Consider the following 500-nt stretch of genomic DNA (forward strand, 5'->3'; position numbering starts at 1 on the left):
CGGCCGTGTTCAGGGCCGTGGTGTAGTTGTCGCGGTTGGCGCTGGGTGCTACACTGCCCACGTTGATGACCACCAAAGCCGAATCACACAACAAGGTGTTCACCCGGTCACAGATGCGGTAGAACAAGGTGTCATTACCCGCAAAACCGGCATTGGGCGTGTAGGTAATCGAACCTGTTGAGTTTGCTATTGCTGTACCATTGCTGGGTGGACCTACAATGATGGGCAAAGTCACCGCGCTCAGACTGGCGGGTCGGCCCGCCCGGTCGGTGTCGTTGACCAGCACCGGCACGGTCACCGCCTGCTGGAAGGCCGTGGTGGCGTTGTCGCGGTTGGCCACCGGCGGGGCCGAGGGTACGTTGACAACTACTCTGGCCGTGTCACAGACGCTGGGGCTGATAACAGAGCAGATGCGGTACACTAACGTATCCGGACCAGCAAAGCCTATAGCCGGCCTGTAGGACAGCGTACCATCGGGGTTCACCACGGCCGTGCCGTTA

The 500-nt window shown here is 60.4% G+C and carries 1 protein-coding gene; it reads right to left on the reverse strand.

Annotated elements, in window-relative coordinates; genetic code table 11:
• A partial coding sequence (locus tag ABD931_RS29205) for an Ig-like domain-containing protein (RefSeq protein ID WP_345271666.1) occupies positions 1-500 on the reverse strand: 500 nt, incomplete at both ends.

Origin of the sequence: Nibrella viscosa (assembly GCF_039541875.1) — a bacterium.
Classification (GTDB): Bacteria; Bacteroidota; Bacteroidia; order Cytophagales; family Spirosomataceae; genus Nibrella; species Nibrella viscosa.